This window comes from Peribacillus sp. NPDC094092 (assembly GCF_050279365.1).
In the GTDB taxonomy this organism is placed as follows: Bacteria; Bacillota; Bacilli; order Bacillales; family DSM-1321; genus Peribacillus.
In genome coordinates, this window is the sequence record NZ_JBNNUC010000002.1 from 747,131 (window position 1) to 766,620 (window position 19,490).

General features: G+C 41.3%; 20 protein-coding genes, 2 tRNA genes and 1 other annotated feature. All 22 genes read left to right on the forward strand.

Going from position 1 to position 19,490, the window contains the following annotated elements:
* Nucleotides 1-176 precede the first annotated feature (176 nt).
* The 22 genes from ACQKNS_RS12600 to ACQKNS_RS12705 all read left to right on the forward strand — a co-directional run bounded on the left by ACQKNS_RS12600 (nt 177) and on the right by ACQKNS_RS12705 (nt 19,389).
* Nucleotides 177-1,253 (forward strand): GerAB/ArcD/ProY family transporter, encoded by a 1,077-nt coding sequence (locus ACQKNS_RS12600; protein ID WP_427643296.1) that lies wholly within the window; start codon nt 177-179, stop codon nt 1,251-1,253.
* Complete coding sequence (locus ACQKNS_RS12605) at nt 1,250-2,725, forward strand: spore germination protein (RefSeq protein ID WP_427643297.1); 1,476 nt, start codon at nt 1,250-1,252, stop codon at nt 2,723-2,725. Before ACQKNS_RS12600 ends, ACQKNS_RS12605 begins: the two co-directional genes overlap by 4 nt.
* Nucleotides 2,697-3,842 (forward strand): Ger(x)C family spore germination C-terminal domain-containing protein, encoded by a 1,146-nt coding sequence (locus tag ACQKNS_RS12610; protein ID WP_427643298.1) that lies wholly within the window; start codon nt 2,697-2,699, stop codon nt 3,840-3,842. The genes ACQKNS_RS12605 and ACQKNS_RS12610 overlap by 29 nt, the downstream gene beginning before the upstream one ends.
* Before the next feature lie 35 nt (nt 3,843-3,877).
* Entirely contained in the window at nt 3,878-4,030 is a 153-nt protein-coding gene (locus ACQKNS_RS12615; protein WP_427643300.1) for a hypothetical protein, read from the forward strand.
* Between the two features lie 26 nt (nt 4,031-4,056).
* Entirely contained in the window at nt 4,057-4,668 is a 612-nt protein-coding gene (locus ACQKNS_RS12620) for an XTP/dITP diphosphatase (RefSeq protein WP_427643301.1), read from the forward strand.
* Between the two features lie 2 nt (nt 4,669-4,670).
* Nucleotides 4,671-5,183: a metallophosphoesterase gene (locus tag ACQKNS_RS12625; protein ID WP_427643303.1), complete on the forward strand. Its 513-nt coding sequence runs from the start codon at nt 4,671-4,673 to the stop codon at nt 5,181-5,183.
* A 171-nt stretch (nt 5,184-5,354) separates the two neighbouring features.
* Nucleotides 5,355-5,428: transfer RNA gene (locus ACQKNS_RS12630), tRNA-Arg, on the forward strand.
* 410 nt (nt 5,429-5,838) lie between these two features.
* Nucleotides 5,839-5,912: transfer RNA gene (locus ACQKNS_RS12635), tRNA-Arg, on the forward strand.
* 195 nt (nt 5,913-6,107) lie between these two features.
* A complete protein-coding gene (locus ACQKNS_RS12640) occupies nt 6,108-6,308 on the forward strand; it encodes a hypothetical protein (RefSeq protein WP_427643305.1) in 201 nt (66 codons plus the stop codon).
* 209 nt (nt 6,309-6,517) lie between these two features.
* On the forward strand, nt 6,518-7,273 hold the full coding sequence (locus ACQKNS_RS12645) for a DUF2087 domain-containing protein (protein ID WP_427643307.1): 756 nt from the start codon (nt 6,518-6,520) through the stop codon (nt 7,271-7,273).
* Nucleotides 7,274-7,291: 18 nt separating this feature from the next.
* Entirely contained in the window at nt 7,292-7,648 is a 357-nt protein-coding gene (locus ACQKNS_RS12650; protein ID WP_283932017.1) for a GIY-YIG nuclease family protein, read from the forward strand.
* Nucleotides 7,649-8,084: 436 nt separating this feature from the next.
* Nucleotides 8,085-8,258 carry a hypothetical protein gene (locus ACQKNS_RS12655; protein ID WP_427643309.1) on the forward strand — a complete coding sequence of 58 codons (174 nt, stop codon included), beginning with the start codon at nt 8,085-8,087 and terminating at the stop codon, nt 8,256-8,258.
* Nucleotides 8,259-8,302: 44 nt separating this feature from the next.
* Nucleotides 8,303-8,662 (forward strand): YidH family protein, encoded by a 360-nt coding sequence (locus ACQKNS_RS12660; RefSeq protein ID WP_427643311.1) that lies wholly within the window; start codon nt 8,303-8,305, stop codon nt 8,660-8,662.
* A gap of 437 nt (nt 8,663-9,099) precedes the next feature.
* A complete protein-coding gene (locus ACQKNS_RS12665; protein WP_427643313.1) occupies nt 9,100-9,375 on the forward strand; it encodes a GNAT family N-acetyltransferase in 276 nt (91 codons plus the stop codon).
* Nucleotides 9,376-9,741: 366 nt separating this feature from the next.
* Nucleotides 9,742-10,000: a binding site (T-box leader), on the forward strand.
* A 115-nt stretch (nt 10,001-10,115) separates the two neighbouring features.
* The gene (gene ilvB / locus ACQKNS_RS12670; RefSeq protein WP_427643315.1) at nt 10,116-11,831 is read left to right on the forward strand and encodes an acetolactate synthase large subunit; all 1,716 of its coding nucleotides are present in this window, start codon (nt 10,116-10,118) and stop codon (nt 11,829-11,831) included.
* 3 nt (nt 11,832-11,834) lie between these two features.
* Nucleotides 11,835-12,347 (forward strand): acetolactate synthase small subunit, encoded by a 513-nt coding sequence (gene ilvN / locus ACQKNS_RS12675; RefSeq protein ID WP_427643317.1) that lies wholly within the window; start codon nt 11,835-11,837, stop codon nt 12,345-12,347.
* Nucleotides 12,348-12,399: 52 nt separating this feature from the next.
* Nucleotides 12,400-13,428, forward strand: coding sequence for a ketol-acid reductoisomerase (gene ilvC / locus ACQKNS_RS12680; RefSeq protein ID WP_098370048.1), 1,029 nt, complete (start codon nt 12,400-12,402; stop codon nt 13,426-13,428).
* Nucleotides 13,415-14,950, forward strand: a complete 1,536-nt coding sequence (locus tag ACQKNS_RS12685) for a 2-isopropylmalate synthase (protein ID WP_427643319.1) — start codon at nt 13,415-13,417, stop codon at nt 14,948-14,950. Before ilvC ends, ACQKNS_RS12685 begins: the two co-directional genes overlap by 14 nt.
* Before the next feature lie 15 nt (nt 14,951-14,965).
* Nucleotides 14,966-16,078 (forward strand): 3-isopropylmalate dehydrogenase, encoded by a 1,113-nt coding sequence (gene leuB, locus ACQKNS_RS12690; protein ID WP_427643321.1) that lies wholly within the window; start codon nt 14,966-14,968, stop codon nt 16,076-16,078.
* A gap of 71 nt (nt 16,079-16,149) precedes the next feature.
* Nucleotides 16,150-17,559: a 3-isopropylmalate dehydratase large subunit gene (leuC, locus tag ACQKNS_RS12695; protein ID WP_427643323.1), complete on the forward strand. Its 1,410-nt coding sequence runs from the start codon at nt 16,150-16,152 to the stop codon at nt 17,557-17,559.
* A 28-nt stretch (nt 17,560-17,587) separates the two neighbouring features.
* The gene (gene leuD, locus ACQKNS_RS12700; protein WP_427643325.1) at nt 17,588-18,187 is read left to right on the forward strand and encodes a 3-isopropylmalate dehydratase small subunit; all 600 of its coding nucleotides are present in this window, start codon (nt 17,588-17,590) and stop codon (nt 18,185-18,187) included.
* Between the two features lie 167 nt (nt 18,188-18,354).
* Nucleotides 18,355-19,389: a tetratricopeptide repeat protein gene (locus ACQKNS_RS12705; protein ID WP_427643327.1), complete on the forward strand. Its 1,035-nt coding sequence runs from the start codon at nt 18,355-18,357 to the stop codon at nt 19,387-19,389.
* Nucleotides 19,390-19,490: the final 101 nt, after the last annotated feature.

The following is a 19,490-nucleotide window of genomic DNA, read 5'->3' on the forward strand; positions in this document are numbered from 1 at the left end:
TGCTTCCAGAATTGAATGACCACCTTTAAGAGCCCATGTTGGATAAACTTAATTATTGCATTCGTTGAAAACTAATGCCCCTGCCAGGCAATTTCCGTATCGTGAGAAAGTTTTTACATAAATAATTTTTTAAAAGGGGAAATTACTTTTAATATTGCTATCAATGGGGGGACATTATGGATCAAAAGGTAATTCAGGCTGTACACATCTATGTATTGATCATAATGAATACAGGATTCATGGTACATGTCCTGCTCCTTCCCAATATCTTAACCGCGTCTCAACGCGACGCATGGGTAAGTGTCGCAATAAGTGTTTTTCCCTGTATCGTTTGGACGCTATTTATTTTTTATATTTATAAAAAGCTAGATAAAGAAGATATAATCGCTCTTCTAAAAAAATGGTCTACACCTATTGTTACATATATTTTCACGATAGCATTTGCGTTGTACTTTGTAATGAACGCCTTCATTACCGTCAAATTTACAGTGATTTGGGCAAAAGCTAATTACACTCATGACATACCGAACATCGTAGTCGTTAGCCTATTCACTTTTATTTGTAGTTTTGCAACATATAAAGGAATACGCACCATAAGCACTTTGGCTCTTCTGTTTCTTCCGTTCGTCACTTTTTTCGGGATATTTGTGGGGCTTGGGAATACGCCTAATAAGAATTACGAATTATTGTTCCCGGTATTTGAAAGCGGTTATCGCCATGCTCTAAATGGAATGTTGTATACGAGTGCAGGATATTTAGAAATGATCGTTTTTTTATTTTTGACTCCTTACCTGAAAGATAAGCTAAAAGCCAAGTGGATTCTATTAGTTGGTGTAATTTTAATCATGCTGACGTTAGGACCCCTCATGGGAGCGATTGCAGAATTTGGTTCTGTGGAAGCGGTGAAAATGAGGAATCCAGCATATGAACAGTGGAAGTTGTTAAGGTTTGGCTATTATATTACTCGACTCGATTTCCTTTCCATTTTCCAATGGCTTACAGGTTCCATGATTCGGATAAGTTTATGTTTATATATAGGATATAAATTAATCTCAAATGCAAAACATCAAAAGTGGATACTGCTTTCCTTATATTTAATGATTGTTTTTGGAACGCTCATCCATTGGGATGCCACTTCATTTTTTTATTTTATATACAAATATTTCTTTCCAATCAGTAGTCTGTTTCTCTTGAGTGCTGCAATTGTATTGTTATTCCTTATCATAAAAAAAGGAAAAGGTGAAACATTATGAGGAAGGGAAAATTGAATGGAACTCCTTCTTGCATTGGCCAAATCCAAAAATGGTTCGATCATTCCTCTGATGTTGATTTAAGAACAAAAACATTTGATCCTGAAGGTCGTTATTTGTTGGGGTTTTTATATGCGCCAAACTTAGTGGATATGCAATTTATCAATGAAGTGATACTGCCTACAATATCAAAAGCGATCCAAGAAAATGGGGAGTTAACAATTGATCGATTAAGCCATATTATGGAGATCGGCACGCTAAAAAAAGACTCCGATTTAAAAGCGGAAGTAGAAAGCATTCTTTTTTCAGGAGACCTAATCATCATTAATGAATCTACTAATGAAATTTACTATACACCATTAGCTAATTCCCCTAAGCGAAGTCCGGAAGAATCCAATATAGAATCATCCATTCGCGGACCTAGAGATGGATTTGTTGAGAATATATCGGATAACATGTCTTTAATCCGCCAAAGGTTAAAAACGTCAACACTTAAATGCATTGAATATACAGTCGGGGAAAGAAGTAAAACTAAAATTTTGCTGCTTTATATAGATGACATTATTAATCCCTCGATTCTTTTGGATATTAAAGAACGACTGGATTCATTAAAGGTCGATATCATAGTCAGTAGTTACCAAGTTGAAGAACTCCTATATGATACTCAATTTTCCATATTCCCTTTAATGGATTATATCGGTCGACCGGACTATGTTGTTGAATCCTTGAATCGAGGGCGCTTTGCCATCCTGGTGGACGGGAATCCGACATGCTTGATCGGACCGACCAGCATTAATCAGTTACTGTACGCTGCTGATGACGCACATGCAAGCTTTTTTTACATTAGTTTCATGCGCATCATTCGTATCGTCGCCTTATTTGTAGCGGTTACGTTACCTGGTTTTTTTATAGCGTTAGTTTCCTATCAATTCGACCAAATTCCCTTTTCGCTTCTCGCGACGATTTCAATCACGAGACAGGGATTGCCGATTCCTGCTTCGTTGGAGGCTTTCATGATGATCATATTGTTTGAACTATTTAAAGAAGCTGGTCTTCGCCTGCCTAAAGCTGTTGGTCCTACGGTTTCCGTATTGGGCGGGTTGATCATAGGTGATGCAGCAATTCGGGCAGGGCTGACTTCACCATCCATGCTTGTAATAATAGCTGTTACAGTTCTCGCAAGCTATACGTTAATCAATCAGAATATTGCAGGGAATATCGTTCTTATAAGGTTATTCATATTTGCGTGTTCAGCGTTTTTAGGCTTGTTTGGATTCTTCATGGGGATTTTCCTTGTCTTGATCATTGTGGTTTCCTTGGAAAGTTTCGGCCAGCCTTTTGTGAATCCACTTTCCAAGCCAAATAAATCGGATATGTTAAAGGTCTTATTCAGGCTTCCGTATGGGATGTTAAGGCAACGGAATCAAGCTATACAGTCCACTGATAATGAACCTCAAAAGGAGTCAAACAAATGAGAAAGCTAATTGCAGTCATGGTTATTGGCTGTCAACTTTTACTGACGACAGGGTGCTGGGGAATGAAGAAATTCAAGCCCAAACATACGGATCAGCCCTGGGGATCGATTATAAAGAGGGAGAATTCATCTTATACTTTCAAGCGTTGAATTTTGCGGATATTGCAAAACAAGAGGGGGCGGCTATATTACAAGAGAAATCTACCGTTGTCATTGGGGAAGGTAAAGGGGAAAGTATCGAGGAAGCATTTACCGATTTAGAACAACATGCCGCATTACCGCTTTATATCGGGCATATTAACTCCTTTATTTTAAGTGAGCGTGTAATTAAGAATAAAATGAAGGATTTCATTGAATATGTAGGGAAAGAGCCCTTATTGCGATACAATTCATGGCTGTTCGTTACGGACGAGGATATTAAAAAGGTATTTGACAGTGATAGTTTCTTTAATCTTCCTAACTTATTCACGATCACTCAAAGGCCAGAAACCGTTATTTATGAGAACTATTTCATTTCCCCGTTAAAATTCAGTGAACTGGTTTCAAAGTTTTATCAACCGGTCGGCTCCATTTTAATTCCCTCTTTGGTCATAAATGAGCATCATTTCTCAGAGGGCGGGAAAGGAAAGAAGATACCAACGTTGAATGGCGGCTATGTTTTATCAAAACAACAATATAAAGGATTCGTTAGTAAACAAGATTTGATTGGTTTGAAATGGGTTGAAAATAAGGCGACCGTGATGTTCTTTTCGCTGAACGAACAAAAGGTAAGTGTTGAAATCATGGACCCCAAAACAAACATCGTGGTGTTGGGGCAGCAAAAGAAACCTTTATATGATTTAGAAGTTAGAGCAAATGGAATTCTGAAACAAAATTTAGATAACGTTGATATGGAAAAAATCGAAAAAAAGGTAGAAATAAAAGTTGAGGAAGATATTTTGAAGACATTGGATGCAGGGGGGGGAATCAATACAGACCTTTTTAACATCAGCGAAAAGGCATACAGATACCATGTCAATAAGTGGGATAATAAAATGATTAATTCCTTTGATAAGACCTCAATAAATAACATGAAAATCAATATCCATATTGAACATAGTGAAAATTACAAACGTTAGATTACAAGTTTCGGCTTATTGCAGATGAGGGAGTTGTGTTAGACTTAACTTATCTGGTTGATTCAGCGGCCGTTGTGATCGTGAAAGGCAGCGCTGAATTCATCCGTTTGGAACTGGAGAAGAAGCAGCGTTTACATATAACGAGTTACAGCGAATTCTTTCTTAGCCCCAAAAAAGCTTCATGCTGATCAAATGAAAAAGGGTGAAATGAAAAATGAAGACAGTCATCATTGCAACGAAAAATAAAGGGAAGGCCAAGGAGTTCGAAAGCTTATTCTCTGCAAAAGGATATGAAGTTAAAACACTTCTCGATGTACCGGATGCTCCTGATGTTGAGGAAACAGGCACGACTTTTGAAGAAAACGCGATCCTGAAGGCAGAGGCCATTGCCCATCAGCTAGGCCACTTTGTCATTGCTGATGATTCCGGATTGATTGTAGATGCATTGGAGGGCCGTCCCGGCGTATATTCTGCGCGCTATGCTGGAGAGGCCAAGAGCGATGAAGCAAACACGGAAAAAGTACTCAGGGAACTGGAAGGCGTGCCGAAAGAGGAGAGAACGGCGAGATTTTATTGCGCCTTGGCACTAGCGTCACCTAACCAGGAAACGATTACGGTATCGGGAACGATGGAAGGCTTGATTACAGAACAGCCTTCAGGAACGAATGGATTTGGTTATGATCCCATCTTTTTTGTTGAGGAACAGGGAAAAACAAATGCCGAATTGACAAAAGAGGAAAAAAACAAAATCAGCCACCGTGCCAACGCATTGAGGGCTCTAGATGAAAAACTTGATCTATTTCTAAAAAGGGAAGAAGGAATGTGACGATGAAAGTGCTAATAATGAGTGACAGTCATGGCTTAACTCATGAAATCAGCATGATTGCCGAACGTCATAAACAAGAGGTTGCTGCCATGATCCATTGCGGTGATTCAGAGTTGGAAAGAAATGATCCTCACATGACGCAGTTCTTCGCCGTTCGTGGGAACTGTGACTATGATTCGGCATATCCGAATGATATTGTGGAGAGTATTGCAGGCAAGCGTTTCTTCCTTACGCATGGACACCTCTATAATATAAATATGACCTTGATGAACCTTTCTTATAAAGGTGATGAGACAGGGGCGGATATTATTTGCTTTGGCCATTCCCACGCTGCAGGCTCAGAATTGATTGACGGCAAGCTCTTCATCAACCCGGGAAGCATACGGCAGCCGCGTGGACGAAAAGAAAAAACCTATGCCATTTTGAATATCGGAAATGACCAACTTGAAATCATCTTTTATGACCTTGAAGGAAAAATCGTTGACGAACTAAGAAATGCTTATCGAATGGAATGACTTCATGTATTATAACCAGGAAGCGTTTTTACCCGCTTCCAGGTTCATAAAAAAGAAAAAACTTTTTATGAAAAACCGTTGACTTTCTTATGGTATCCTACTATAATAAGAAGTGTCCTAAGGGAACAGTTAAGGTAATACATAAGTTTTACCGCAACTTATATCATAAACGTCTCAGTAGCTCAGCTGGATAGAGCAACGCCCTTCTAAGGCGTCGGTCGGGAGTTCGAATCTCTCCTGGGACACTAACTTAGTGGATTTAAATCCCGCTACGAAAACCTTCTATATCGTTTAGTGAAACGGTCAGTATAACGGTCATGTAAGATATTACACCGTATATCGATTTATCCTACTAACAATATAGGAGGTTTTTTTGTATGACCAAAAGAAAAGAATTATTAGATGTTGAAGTAGAAATAAGTGATATATGATACCTTCGAATTGTTCGATAAAGTGTATTCCTCATTTTTTTCTGCAAACTTCATTTAAATACCATGATAAATATTGAATTAATGGTAGACGTGTTCTAAAACTCTTCAAAATTAAATATTACTAGTATTGCAATGAGTATTATATTAAGTTATAATAAGAATCACTGTTACGGTCTAAGTTCGAAAAGTGGCCGTTATACTGAACTGAAGAAAAATAGCGATATGTCTCAGTAGCTCAGCTGGATAGAGCAACGCCCTTCTAAGGCGTCGGTCGGGAGTTCGAATCTCTCCTGGGACACTAACTTAAAAAAGTCAAAACCTTCCAAGGTTTTGGCTTTTTTTTTCTTTTTTGAGCTGTATAAGTTAATGTGGGTAATTTCGATGCGTGTCCTTTTATGATGTTCGTATAACGATAAAGAAGATTTTTATTTCATATTTATCGCAGGTGGATGACCTTTAATGTCGAACTTGTTATAAATAAGGAGATGTTTAGATGAATAAAGATCGATTATTCAAGTTCATTCAAACTTCCACTCGGGGCAATTTTTTCTCAGTCGAAATAACCGAAGATGGAACTGAAGTGGTCCAATTAGCCAAGGAGTTAGAAAAAGAAGGAAGAATCAAGTTGAGGGAATGCACACGAAAAGAACAAGGTGTTTATCTGGAAGGACTACTTAAGTTTGTACCTAGCTAATACTCTTGATGAGCGCTGACGGAGGTATTTCATATGACAGAAAAAAGGCATCCGTGATCGGATGCCTTTTTTTTATATCTAATTCTATTTAATTTTTTTGCTTTCAGGTTGCTGGAGTAGTGAAAAAAACAGGAAAAACATTGACATAAATCAAACAAATTAATATTATGTTTATTATATTATAAACTTTATAGGGAAGTGTTTGTTTTATGAAGGGCGCTGAAATGTTTTGGAGTGCATCTCAGGATGAGCTTAAACAAGGGTATATCGAAGGTGAGAATCAATATGTTTGTTTGCTGTGCGGAAATGCAATTGAAAAGGGGATCGTATACCCGAAAGATGGGGTTCTTTATGAAGCGAAGAGGTATATGGGAATTCATATTGAACAGGCACACCGCTCCGTTTTTGAATATTTGATTGATCTCGATAAAAAACTTACAGGTCTGACAGACCATCAAAATCGCCTCCTCCGCCTTTTTTACCAAGGGAAGAATGATGCTGAGGTTCAGGAGGAAATGGGAATTGGGAGTCCTTCCACCATCAGGAACCATCGCTTTGTGTTGAAAGAGAAGGAGCGTCAGGCTAAGCTGTTTTTAGCCCTGATGGAACTTTTGAAAGATAAAGATGAACATGCTCCTGCATTTATCCCGCTTCATCAGAAAGCAAGGATGGTCGATGATCGTTATAACGTTACCGAGGATGAAAAGGTGACTGTGCTGAAAAAATACTTCCCTAAAGGCAGTCAGGATGCATTGAAGTCTTTCCCGCCAAAGGAAAAACAAAGACTGATCATTCTCCAAGAAATTATCAACCGTTTTGAAAAAGAGCGGAAATATGAAGAGAAAGAAATTAATCAAATATTGGGTGCCGTTTATCCTGATCATGTTCTATTGAGAAGATATTTAATAGAATATGGGTTCTTGGATAGAAAGCCTGATGGGAGCCAATATTGGCTGAAGAAATGAAGACTGGAGGAATGAAATATGGATCGTAAAAAAGAATTGAAGCAATTATATAAAGAAACGAAAGTTGAAGCTGGTGTATACCAAATCAGAAATACGGTAAATAATAAAGTCTTTATCGGAAGTACCAGGAATTTAAAGACGTTGAAGGGGAAACAATTTGAATTGGAAGTCGGAACAAATACGAATAAAGTGCTGCAAGGTGAGTGGAACGAATATGGGAAAGATGCTTTTTCTTTTGAGGTACTGCAAGTTTTGAAACCGAAAGAAACAGGATTTTTTGATGCTAAACGGGAATTGAAAAAACTTGAAGAAGAGTGGCTAGAAAAAATACAGCCATACGAAGAGCGGGGATACAATAGGATGAAATCCAACTGACTTATGCGCAGCCCTTAAAGATTCCCTGCTCCTGATTTACTTTTGAAACCATTCATTTTTATGGTAGGAGGGGAATTTGGGGATGGGTATCTAAAAAAAGGGTAGAAACTTAAGGCATTCTTCATTCATATAACGGTGTGTGTATGGGTGGATGTCATAAACCTATTCACGGATCCTTGGTTATTGGTGGTTCCTTTATCCCCTTGCACAAGGGAACTTCGGGTTTGAGTGGAAAGAAAAAAAGAATATAAGGACGGCTGAATTTGGGGGTGTTCGAAACAGCGAGTCATTTATGGCTCTTTTTTTTGCGTGAAGAAAATTAGGGGATCTCGCTTGTTGTTAGTTTTTAAATGGTTTAAGCTAGTAATGAGGGAGCTTTTTAAAAGGGGAAACCCATGGGGGACCTTCACTAAATATTTAATTTTAGGAGTTGCGAATGAAGAAAATAGGATGGACCATAACAGGGATAGGGACAATTGTTGCGCTGGGGGCCTTGCTTTATCCCATGAATGTTATTGATAAAACACTATGTATATATTTATTACTCGGCGGTGCAGGGCTAATGTTTGTCGGGTCTATGATCAGGGCTTTTCGGCTGCTGAAAAGATGATTGGATTTTAAGGTTAGGCAAAATTGTGCGATTAAGGTGATGACATGGAAAAAAACCAATTGAAATATGCCCAGCAGCATCTTGCTAATGAACGCACCTTCTTAGCGTGGATAAGAACGGTGATTGCAATAGTGGGGGTTGGTTTTCTTGCGACAAGCCTGCATTTCACGATTGGTGTGCATCGGGATGCCCGGATTGACTTCATCAGTATCGTGCTAGGGATGTTTGCGTGTGGATTGGGCCTGGTGATTACAGTTCTGGCGACATTCGGTTATCTTCAGAAGAAGCGGCAAATCAATGAAGGGACGTTCCGGCCTTCAAGTGCACATGTAATATTGATCGCTGTTTTTATGGTCATATTGTTATCGATGATCATTTTATATTTTATGTTCATAAAAGTTTAAAACTGTCCTGACTATATAGGACAGTTTTTTTAAACTTAGTCTTACATTATCACGGTAAGATTCCTTCCATTAATCAATGGCAATCAAAAAACGAAAGCTTGAAAATACTGTATTTCATTTTGGGCATGAAAGAATAATTAAAACTTTTCAAAAGCAATTTCATTCAGTATTGTATACGTCAGCCAAGGAATAACTTAGTTTTTACCGTAGGATGTGTATATAAGCTCCAAGGAAAAGTTCGATCAAGTTTTTTCTATTGCCTTCCTTTAATACTATTGATTAGCCACCTTCAGCTTGTGAATAAACTTCACATGGTCAATGCTTGTTTTAGACTCCTGGAAGCCCTTTGCTTTATTCATTTCGATCACGTTTTAAATATTTGTTTAATTTCCATTTTGTGAGATATGATAAAGAGGAACTAAAAGGAGGTCATCAAGATGGTGGATATCAAAAAAGGTGAAAGTTCTTTTTTTGTCGAAGAATCTGGCGAGAAACTAGCGGAAATCACATTCTTTAAATCAGGTGATGGTGAAATCACGGTCGATCATACCGTTGTTTCTGACAAGCTTCGCGGGCAAAAGGTAGGAAATGCCCTTGTTGAAAAGGTAATAGGCTTCGCAAGGGATGAAAAATTGAAAATTGTTCCGGTATGTTCGTTCGTGCAAAAACAATTTGAAAAACATGCAGAATACGGGGATGTATTGGCTAGATGAACCAGAGGGTTGGACCAGGGATGAGTAATATCACCTGTGTTCAGCCCTTTGTCATTTTTTCGATGATCTTCATCCCCGCTATTTGAGACAATCATTACTGGCTAAGTCTCGGGAAAATTTAGTGGAGAAGTTCGTTATCACTTCATAATTTTAATGGGGTATTTGACGGTTTTAAAAATTAAAAATTGAAAAAACTTTTTTTCGTAGAATGTGGTCATGATAGGTATGTAAGCGTATACAACAAATCTTTCAATTTAGAATTATCAAAAAATTTCAAAAAACCTGTTGACTACTACCTTAAATACACGTAAGATAATCACAAATACAAGACATCAAACATAAGCGTTTCGAAAAATATGAATAATGCGAAAAGCATTGAAGAGGATAAGTAGTCTTTTAAAAAGGCAGTCACAGAGAGCCGGGTAGCTGAGAGCCGGTATTGTCCCGAAAGATGAACTCACCTTGGAGTTTCAGCTTGAACGTCAGACTAGTAGGGCTGAACGGGTGCGTACCAGTACCCGTTACCAAAACAGAGAATAGTGTAGGCTATTCAAAGTGCGCATGGAGTTTCATGCGAAAAAGGGTGGTACCGTGGAGTGGCTCATCAAGCCTTTTCACCCCTTTAACTTGCTAAGTGCAAGTACATTTGGGGTGAAAAGGCTTTTTTGTATGCATAAAAAGCTGAAAATTCTGAATGTTAGGAAAACATTCAGTAGAAAAGCGAAGGAGGTTTTTACGAAATGACACAAAAGTCAGTTGTTGCTGATCGGAAGAGTGGAAAGACACATTATAGTGGAGCCGAATTTCTGCTGGATGCATTGAAAAAGGAAAATGTTGAAGTCATCTTTGGATATCCGGGAGGATCTGTATTGCCGATTTATGACAAGCTTTACAGTTCAGAACTTTTTCATATTTTGACAAGGCACGAACAAGGTGCGATACATGCAGCGGAAGGATACGCCAGGATTACCGGCAAGCCGGGCGTGGTCATAGTCACATCCGGTCCAGGGGCAACGAACATTGTCACCGGTTTGGCCGATGCGATGATTGACTCTTTACCGCTTGTGGTAATTTCGGGTCAGGTTGCTACCGGTGTAATTGGTTCGGATGCTTTCCAGGAAGCTGATGTACTTGGGATCACTACCCCGATTACAAAACATAACTATCAGGTAAGGAAGCCGGAAGACCTTCCGCGCATTATAAAAGAAGCTTTTTATATCGCTTCAAGCGGCCGTCCCGGCCCGGTATTAATCGATATACCTAAGGATATGGCCATTATAGAAGGTGAATCGACGGATAAGGAGCCAGAAATGGATCTTCCTGGCTATCAGCCGACGACCAAGCCTAATTACTTGCAGATCAGAAAGCTTGTTGAAGCCGTAAGCGGGGCGAAAAGACCGGTCATTCTTGCAGGGGCAGGTGTCCTGCATGCAAAGGCCTCCCATCTATTAAAGGAATATGTCGAGCAGCAAGGCATTCCCGTCGTCCACACTTTATTGGGTCTTGGGGGCTTTCCGGCGGAACATCCTCTCTTTATCGGAATGGGTGGTATGCATGGCTGCTATGCAGCGAATATGGCGTTATCGAAATGTGATCTATTAATCAATATCGGTGCAAGGTTCGATGATCGATTGACTGGGAATCTAGCGAAATTCGCACAGCACGCAACAGTGGCCCATATCGATATTGATCCTGCGGAAATCGGTAAAAATGTGCCGACAAAAATTCCGGTCGTCGGAAGTGCCAAGGAAGCACTGGCGGAGTTGATTGCACAAAATGGCAAGAAACCGGAAATTGATGTATGGACATCGCAGCTGACTGCATGGAATGAAGAGTTCCCATTGCGTTATACCCGTGAAGAAGGCGTACTGAAACCTCAGCGTGTCATCCAAATGCTTCATGAAAAGACAAATGGGGAGGCCATTGTTACGACGGATGTTGGTCAGCATCAAATGTGGGCGGCACAATACTATCCGTTTAACAAACCGAATTCATGGGTCACTTCCGGTGGATTGGGGACGATGGGCTTTGGCTTACCATCGGCTCTCGGAGCGCAACTGGCGAATCCGAAAGCGACGGTGCTTTCCATTTCGGGGGATGGTGGATTCCAGATGTGCCTGCAGGAACTTTCGGTCATTGCCGAAATGAAGCTGCCAATCAAGATCATCATCGTCAACAACGGGGCACTCGGGATGGTAAGACAGTGGCAGGAACTCTTTCATGATAACCGTTTCTCACACAGTATTTTTCAATCGCATCCCGATTTCGTGAAATTGGCCGATGCTTATGGCATTCCTGGATACAAAGTGACGACGGAGGAAGAGGCAAGCAACTGCCTGGATGAAGCGTTAAAGACTGATGGTCCAGTGCTGATTGATTTCCGTGTAAAACAAAATGAAAATGTCTTTCCGATGGTAGCACAAGGAAAAGGGCTTGATGAAATGGAAGGAGTTTAATCAATGAAGGGAATTCTTAGCCTCACCGTGAACAACAGGCCAGGCGTCCTGAATCGGATTACGAACCTGTTCACGAAAAGAAATTATAACATTGAAAGCATGACTGTCGGACCCTCCGAACAGGATGGCATTTCAAGGATGACCTTCGTGGTCGATGTTGATGACGAAGCTGTCATCGAACAGATCACCAAGCAATTGAATAAGCAGATCGATGTTTTGAAAGTGTTTGATATTACGAATCAATCGATTGTGGCGAGGGAACTTGCACTCATTAAAATAATGGTGACCACACAATCCCGAGCCGAGATTTATTCAGTCATCGAACCCTTCCGAGCGTCAGTTATAGATGTCAGTAAAGATAGCCTGACCGTTCAAATCACTGGGGAATCGGATAAAATCGAAGCCTTCATTGAACTGATCAAGCCATATGGCATCAAGGAATTGGCAAGGACAGGGACAGCCGCTATCCCGCGTGGAATGCAAATTGCACACGCTAAGAGCGCGACAATCGTATAAAACCAAAACAAAAAACCAAAAAAACAATGATGAAAAGGGAGATGTAATTATTATGGCAAAAGTATATTATAACGCAGAGGCAAACGAGAATTTCTTCAACAATAAAAAGGTAGCGGTAATCGGATATGGTTCACAAGGACACGCACACGCTCAAAACCTACGTGACAGCGGTGTAGATGTAATCATCGGAATCAGGAAAGGTAAATCATTCGATAAAGCGGTGGAAGACGGTTTTAACGTTTACACGGTGAAAGAAGCTGCTGAACAAGCAGACGTTATCATGAATCTATTACCGGATGAAACTCAGCCGAAAGTATACCAAGAAGAAATCAAACCGGTATTGCGTGCAGGTCAAGCGTTAATGTTCGCACACGGATTCAACGTCCATTTCAATCAAATCGTTCCTCCTGCAGACGTAGATGTATTATTAGTCGCTCCAAAAGGACCGGGACATCTTGTTCGCCGTACATATGAACAAGGTGCAGGGGTGCCGGCATTATTCGCCATCTATCAAAATGTAACGGGTGAAGCAAAGGAATTGGCACTTGCGTACGCTCGGGGAATCGGTTCTTTAAGAGCTGGCGGTTTGGAAACCACTTTCCAGGAAGAAACGGAAACGGATCTATTCGGAGAGCAGGCAGTACTTTGCGGCGGATTGACTGCGCTTGTGAAAGCTGGATTCGAAACCTTGACAGAAGCTGGATATCAACCGGAAGTAGCATATTTCGAGTGTTTACATGAACTTAAATTAATCATCGACCTTATGTATGAAGGCGGTATGGAAAACATGCGCTATTCCATTTCTGATACAGCTCAATGGGGAGATTTCGTTTCTGGACCACGCGTTGTGACGGAAACTACGAAAGAGTCAATGAAAGCGATCTTGAAAGACATCCAAGACGGTGAGTTCGCTAAAGGATGGATCTTGGAGAACCAAGCGAATCGTCCAGTTTTCAATGCAATCAATAATCGTGAAAACCAACACCAAATCGAAGTGGTTGGCCGTGAGTTAAGAAAAATGATGCCATTCGTGAAACCTCAACAAAAAGAGAAAGAAGTGGTAGCCGTTGCGAAAAATTAATATATTTGAAACTACACTTCGAGATGGGGAGCAATCAGCCGGTGTAAATTTGAATTTTACCGAAAAACTTGAAATTGCTTATCAGCTTGAAAGATTGGGTGTTGATATTATCGAAGCTGGTTTTCCGGCAGCATCCAAAGGGGATTTCAACTCCGTACAGGAAATCGCGCGCAAAATTAAAAACAGCTCTGTCACAGGGCTGGCGCGTGCTGTAAAAGGTGATATTGATGCAGCTTGGGATTCATTAAGGGGCGGCGCAGAACCAAGATTGCATACGTTCATCGCCACTTCGCCCATTCACCGGGAATATAAGTTGAAAATGTCGAAGCAGCAAGTGATTGAAAAGTCCGTTGAAATGGTTAAGTATGGAGCGGCGCGTTTTCCGATCGTGCAATGGTCTGCAGAAGATGCAAGCCGTACAGAACTTGACTATTTGGCTGAAATCGTTGAAGCGGTCATTCAAGCTGGTGCCAAGGTCATTAACATCCCGGATACTGTAGGGTATGCAGCTCCAATCGAATACGGAAACATTTTCAGGTACCTTCGTGAACATGTTCCTTCTATTGATAAAGTTAGTTTATCCGCACACTGCCATGATGATCTTGGAATGGCGACAGCCAATTCTTTGGCGGCCATCGAAGGCGGGGCTACGCAAGTCGAAGGCACAATCAACGGAATTGGAGAACGTGCCGGAAATGTGGCGCTCGAAGAAGTGGCTATGGCACTCTACATCCGTAAAGATTTCTATCAAGCGGGAACGGATCTTGTATTGAATGAAATTAAAAGGACCAGTGATTTGGTCAGCCGCCTTACGGGAATGCAAGTTCCTGCTAATAAAGCCATTATTGGTGCCAATGCATACGCACATGAATCTGGCATCCACCAGGATGGTATGTTAAAAGAAAAAACGACGTACGAAATCATATCACCTGAACTCGTCGGGGTTTCGTCCAATTCACTCGTTTTAGGAAAGCATTCAGGACGCCATGCTTTCAAAGAAAGATTACAAGAGTTGAACTTTACTGTAACGGATGAGGAATTGAACTCGTTATTCGTCCAATTCAAGGAATTGGCCGATAATAAAAAGACGATGACAGATGAAGATATCGTTGCCCTCGTGCTTGAAGAAAAATCGGCGGATATCAGTTTTTATGACATGGTTTCGTTACAGATTTCCCATGGTACACATCAGACGGCGACAGCTACGGTCACACTGAAAAAAGGCGATAATGAAGAGATTCAGGAAGCGGCTACAGGTGCCGGCAGTGTTGAAGCCCTATATAACACGCTTGAAAGATGTTTGGGCGGCGAGATCAGCTTGCTGGACTATCGAATTCAATCGGTTGGCGGCGGAATGGATGCTCTTGCCCAGGTTTTTGTGAAAATTGATTATAACGGAGTGGAAACAAGCGGCCGCGGTCTCGATCAGGACGTCTTGGAAGCATCCGCCAAAGCATATTTGAATGCTGTGAACCGAGTGATCATCATGAAGGAACTAGAAGAAAAAGCAGTATTACTATAGGAAGGGGAGATTTCGATGAAAAGGAATATTGCGGTGCTTCAAGGAGATGGCATCGGGAAAGAAGTAACAAGAGGCGCTGTAGAAATCCTCGAAGCCGTTGCCCAAAGATATGGACACGATTTTGAATTTCAGTATGGTGAGATTGGCGGCGGGGCCATCGATAACACAGGTTCACCCCTGCCGGATGAAACAGTGGAGATTTGCAAAAACAGCGATGCGGTATTATTAGGGGCCGTTGGAGGACCTAAGTGGGATGACCAGCCTGCGCACCTAAGACCGGAACGAGGTTTGCTGAAAATCCGAAAAGATTTGAATCTTTATGCTAACATCCGTCCAATCAGCTATTATTCCAGCTTGTCGGAATCTTCTCCTCTTAAAAAGGAATTCATTGAAGATGTGGATTTCGTGATTGTCAGGGAACTGACTGGCGGCCTTTATTTCGGAAAGCCAAGTGAGCGCGTCGAAAAAGAGGGGAAAGAAGCGGTTGTCGATACACTTTTCTATCAGAAAAGCGAAATGAAGCGCATCATTGAACTTGCTTTTTCATTAGCATCAGATCGCAAGAAAAAAGTAACATCCGTGGATAAAGCGAATGTCCTTGAATCCAGCAGGATGTGGCGTGAGACGGCTGAAGAAATTGCCAAGGACTATCCTGATGTAATTCTTGAACATATGCTTGTTGATAATGCAGCCATGCAATTGATCAAAAACCCGAAACAATTTGATATTATCGTGACGGAGAACATGTTCGGGGATATTTTAAGCGATGAAGCGTCGGTATTGACTGGCTCGCTTGGAATGCTTCCTTCCGCCTCTATTTCAACACAAGGACCAAATTTATATGAACCGATTCATGGCTCTGCCCCGGATATTGCGGGAAAAAACCTGGCCAATCCGATTGGGACGATTTTATCGGCAGCTTCCATGCTGCGTCTATCCTTTGGTTTGGAAGATGAGGCGAAAGCCGTTGAGCAGGCGGTGGAAACGGTCCTTGAATATGGTTTGAGAACTGGCGATATCGCAAATGGCCAACCGAATATTACGTCTACTTCAGAAATGATTGCAGAAATTAAAGCAAATCTTTTAGACCAGGAAGCCATTTCCAACATCATGGGAGCTTACGCATAAACTTCTTTCACGGCCTAATATTAGGCCGTGTTTTTTAAAAAAAATACAAGATTGATCGAGGTGGGATAAAGATGGGAAAGTCGATTATAGAGAAAATATGGGATCGCCATATTGTAAATGAAGAAGAGAATAAACCGGATCTAATTTATATAGACCTTCAATATATTCATGAAGTGACCTCTCCGCAAGCATTTGAAGGATTGAGATTAAAGGGGCGCACAGTCAGGAGGCCCGACCGCACTTTCGCGACGATGGATCATAATGTGCCAACCGTTAATCGTTATTTCATCGAGGATGATATTGCAAGGAAACAATTAGAGGCACTTGAGCAAAACTGTAAGGAGTTCGGTATCCGTCTTGCTGATTTAGACAGCCCGGATCAAGGTATCGTTCACGTTATCGGACCGGAATTAGGCCTTACACAGCCAGGGATGACGATTGTCTGCGGAGACAGTCATACATCCACACATGGTGCGTTTGGATCGATTGCGTTTGGAATCGGTACGAGTGAGGTCGAGCATGTTTTGGCCACACAGACCCTATGGCAAACAAAACCCAAAACATTAAAGCTTGAGGTTAATGGCAAGCTCGGTCATGGCGTGATGGCGAAAGATGTCATTTTATATGTGATTTCTAAATTCGGTGTCGACTTCGGTACGGGACATATCATTGAGTATTGTGGGGAAGTTTTCCGGAATATGTCGATGGAAGAGAGAATGACGGTTTGCAATATGTCGATTGAAGGCGGGGCAAGAGCGGGGCTGGTAGCTCCTGATGAAACAACTTTCTCTTATTTGAAAGGTCGTAAATATTTGCCGAAAGGAGAAGAGTTCGAGCGATGTGTGCAGGATTGGAAGTCACTTTCCAGTGATGAGGACGCTGTATATGACCAAGAAATCATTCTTGATGGCAGTCTGATTTCACCAATGGTCAGCTGGGGGACAAATCCTGGAATGGCTAGTGGAGTGGACGGAAGAGTACCTACCTTCGCAGAAGATATCATGGACCCTAAGGAACTGAATCGGGCCATTGAGTATATGGGTCTTGAGGAAGGCATGCCGATCGCGGAAATTCCCGTACAACATGTTTTCATAGGATCATGCACCAATTCACGCATTGAGGACCTACGGCAAGCCGCGGAGATGATCGAAGGCCAAACTGTTCATAAAGGGGTTCGGGCGATGGTCGTTCCCGGTTCACAAAGCGTCAAAAGGCAAGCGGAAGATGAAGGGTTGGATGAGATTTTCAAATCTGCGGGCTTCGAATGGCGTGAATCGGGCTGCAGCATGTGCCTGAGCATGAATCCTGACGTTGTTCCGGCTGGTGAGCATTGTGCCTCCACAAGTAATCGGAACTTTGAAGGCAGGCAAGGAGCTGGAGCAAGAACACATTTGGTCAGTCCGGCCATGGCTGCAGCGGCTGCCATTCATGGGAAGTTTGTCGATATCAGGAATTTGAAAAGAACTGAACAAGTCCATTAAGAATACGAATTAACCGGAGGTGCAGAGAATGGAACCCATTACTATATATAAAGGAAGAGCGGCAGCGCTTGACCGTAAAAACGTGGATACGGACCAAATCATTCCAAAGCAATTTTTAAAACGGATTGAGCGAAGCGGATTTGGCGAGTTTTTATTCTATAACTGGCGTTTTGATGAAAATGGGCAGGAACGTCCAGATTTTGAATTGAATCAGCCTCATAATCAAAACACGTCCATTTTAATAGCGGGAGAGAATTTTGGCTGCGGTTCTTCGCGTGAGCATGCCCCGTGGTCATTGAAAGACTACGGATTCGATATCATCATCGCTCCTTCTTATGCTGATATCTTTAAAAGTAATTGCATGAAAAATGGCATGGTGCCCATCGCTTTAACCCAGACTGAAGTAAACTATTTAATGGAGAGGGTTTCGGCACCTGATTATGAGTTGACGATCGACCTTCCCAATCAGACATTGAAAGATGGTCAAGGGTTTGAAACAAGCTTTGAAATTCATCCATATTGGAAGGAAATGCTCATCAAAGGCTGGGATGAAATTTCGATAACGCTTCAATATGATAAAGAGATTTCTGCCTATGAATCTCAAAGAAAGGCAGTATCAAGCATGTAATCGCAGAAGGTCATTTCCCGTTATCCTTTCATAATGGAAAGGATACGGGATTTTTTTTTTATCGGGGAAAGGCGAAAAGACGTTCATCAGGCATATAATTTTTTGTGTTTCCTGCTATTACATGCTAAACTGTTTCTCAAAAAGCGAACGGTGAGGCGGAAAATTGGATGGATGATGAGAATAACGAAAAGAAGGCCGGAGAAACCAAAATTATCTCCTTTCCAAATCTCGGTGAAAGGCTGATTGTAAAAGGACTGGATGAGCTTGGAAACAGAAACTTTAAAGCGGCAGCACGGCTTTTCAGCCAAGCCAGGGAGTATGAGCCCGAAAATGATGAAGTTTGCATGGGTCTCGTGGTCTCATTAGTCGAACTTGAGTATTACCAGGAGTCAAAAGAGTTATGCATAGAGATGCTGAATAAAGGCATCGGCGACTATTTTCAACTGATCAATATTTATTTGATGGTACTGCTGCAATTAGGCGAGCATCAGGAAATGGTCACGACGATCGAACTGCTATTTGAAGAAAGCCAAATTCCTTTTGATAAAGAGGAACATTTCGAAAAGATGCTTCAGTTCAGTAAAAGGGCCCTAGAAGATAAAAAAGAGGAGAAGGAAAGACAAAATCAGCAGCTTTCAGCGGAATTGGAAGAGGATGAACTTTTTGAAGGGAAGACGGATAATGAAATGCTTATGGTCATTTCAAAACTCACGAATATCAATATTCGACCATTCATCCCTCAAATCGAAGAATTTCTACAAAAAGATGAGGGACACCCTTTCTTTAAAACGATGCTCCTTAACATCCTAATCGACCAGGAATATAGCGAGGAAGTGTCGTTGAAGAAATTCAACCAATCAAAGTCGGTCATACCTAGGGAATTGAAAAGTTTGAAGGAGACGGACTTCTATAAGAATGTTACCGGACTGACCGAAGAGGAGATCAGTCAGGATAATCCGAGCTTATTTGAAATGGTCCATAGTTTGATTGAACGTCATTCTTTTTTATTGTTTCCTTTTGAACCCGGACCGGAAAGCTTTCCTGCATGGGCAGCAGCCTACCATGCCTTGGCGGAAGAATACATGACCGGGGAAGTTTTCATGGGGGAATTAGCCGACCTTTACCAGGCTGATGAGGAAAGCATAGCGGATATTCTTTCCTATATAAAAGAAATTGAAGAAATTTCTTATCCCATTATTTAAGCTATTGCTGTTGTAACAGATTAATCCTGTGGTATAATGTAGTGGTTGTAATGTATAATCGTCTAATTTTGACGATTTCCCAATATTTTTGGGTATATTTG